Origin of the sequence: Arthrobacter sp. Hiyo1 (genome assembly GCF_001263615.2) — a bacterium.
Lineage (GTDB): Bacteria > Actinomycetota > Actinomycetes > Actinomycetales > Micrococcaceae > Arthrobacter.
Genome location: NZ_DF952470.1, coordinates 498,139 through 500,155, shown reverse-complemented (window position 1 = coordinate 500,155; position 2,017 = coordinate 498,139). Strand labels below are relative to the sequence as shown.

Here is a 2,017-nt window from a genome sequence, read left to right as displayed (position 1 = left end):
CCTGCTCCAGCGGCACCGGCTGCACCCGTCGCCGTCGATGATCCCTCCGGCGCCCAGGCCTACGCCGCAAGCATCCTTCCCTCCTACGGTTGGGGCCAGGGCGAAATGTCGGCCCTAATCACTTTGTGGAACAAGGAATCGGATTGGCGCACCACTGCCACCAACGCCTCCAGTGGCGCTTACGGCATTGGGCAGTCGCTGCCGGCCGAAAAGATGGCGTCCGAAGGCGCCGACTGGCAGACCAACTACCAGACGCAAATCCGCTGGGGCCTGAACTACATCAAGGAACGCTACGGATCGCCGTCCGCGGCATGGTCCTTCCACTTGGCCCACAACTGGTACTAAGCCAAGAGCCAACCACAAAGTACGTCGAGGTCCGTCCCTTCCGGGGCGGGCCTCTCCGTTTCTTGGCCAGGCAAGTGATGCGCCACGCTGGTCACACATCCACAGCCACGTCACAGGTTCCGCCTAAAGCCTTCATATTCGGCAACGGCACTCTGGATACATGACGCTCATCGAATCCACCTCCGGAACCCTGAAGGACCCCGCGGTGGTGCCGCCGGGCCTTCCCATCCAACCCAGCACTCCCATCCAGCGCGGCACGGGGCGGCGCGCCCCCGTGGACACCCACACCGCCATCCCCGTCCTCGACGTCACCATCCCCGTCTTCAACGAGGAACGCGATCTCGAAGAGTGCCTGCGCAGGCTTCACGGCCACTTGCGCGAATCCTTCCCGCATGGCTTCCGCATCACCGTGGCGGACAACGCGAGCACGGACGGCACGTTGAAAATCGCGGAGCGCGTAGCCCGGGAACTGCCTGAGCTCGCGGTTGTCCACCTTGACGAGAAGGGACGCGGCAACGCCCTTCGCAAGGTGTGGCTTGCATCGCCGTCGCCCGTTCTGGCTTACATGGACGTTGACCTTTCCACTGACCTCGCCGCACTGGCGCCCCTTTTGGCGCCGCTGATCTCCGGCCATTCGGACCTCGCCATCGGCACCCGACTGACCCGTAACTCGCGGGTCGTCCGCGGCCCCAAACGCGAGTTCATTTCGCGCGGATACAACCTGATGCTGCACTCGTTCATGGGTGCCCGCTTCAGCGATGCCCAGTGCGGCTTCAAAGCGATCCGGGCAGACGTCGCCCAGCAGATCCTCCCGCACACCATGGATAACTCGTGGTTCTTCGACACCGAACTCCTGGTCCTCGCCGAACGCTGCGGCCTCCGGGTCCACGAAGTTCCCGTCGACTGGATCGACGATCCCAATTCCAGCGTCGACGTGGTGCGGACCGCCCTCGCCGACATCCGCGGCATGGTCCGGCTCACCCGGGATCTCGTCTCGGGCCGCATCCCCATTCCGGAACTGCGGGCGGCACTTGCACGCGGGCCTCTCCCGGCGTCGTCCCGCATCGCCGAGCAAAGCCCGCGCAGCAGCCTATTCGGGCAATTGGTCCGGTTCGCCGCGATCGGCGCTGCGTCCACCCTCGCCTATGTGCTCATCTTCCTGTTCTGCCGCGGCTTCATGGACCCGCAGCTGGCGAACTTCCTGGCGCTGCTCGTCACGGCCATCGCCAACACCGGCGCCAACCGTCGCTTCACCTTCGGCATCCAGGGCGGCAATCCCGTTCGGCACCACTTCGAGGGGTTGATCGTCTTCGGGATCGGCCTCGCACTCACCTCCGGGGCCCTCGCCTTGGTGCACAGTACGACGACGCCGGACCGCTGGGGCGAGCTCCTCACCGTGGTCGCAGCGAACCTCGCCGCCACGGCAGTCCGCTTCCTGTTGTTCCGCCTTTGGGTCTTTCGGCAGCCTGCGGCGCCGTCGGCTGAACCCAGGACACAAGCCAAAACGCGCACAGAAACGGCAGCATCATGACCTCCACGATTACTCCCGCAAGCACAGGACCCGCCGCCGGAAATGCTGACGCCGGCCCCGCCGTCGGGATTGCCGACGCACCGCGCCACTCGGCAGGCCCGTCAACCCAGGACGCCACGCCCCGCCTGGACCCGATACGCC

Annotated in this window: 1 protein-coding gene and 1 pseudogene; both read left to right on the top strand. The window is 65.7% G+C overall.

Annotated elements, in window-relative coordinates; translation table 11 throughout:
- A pseudogene (locus AHiyo1_RS11185) lies at positions 1 to 345 on the top strand (hypothetical protein); the annotation flags it as partial.
- A 160-nt stretch (positions 346 to 505) separates the two neighbouring features.
- Entirely contained in the window at positions 506 to 1,876 is a 1,371-nt protein-coding gene (locus AHiyo1_RS11180) for a bifunctional glycosyltransferase family 2/GtrA family protein (protein ID WP_084784470.1), read from the top strand.
- Positions 1,877 to 2,017 lie beyond the last annotated feature (141 nt).

Excerpts from the sequence above, each read along its gene's own strand:
- AHiyo1_RS11180 (WP_084784470.1), top strand. The coding sequence starts at position 506 with ATGACGCTCATCGAATCCACCTCCGGAACCCTGAAGGACCCCGCGGTG.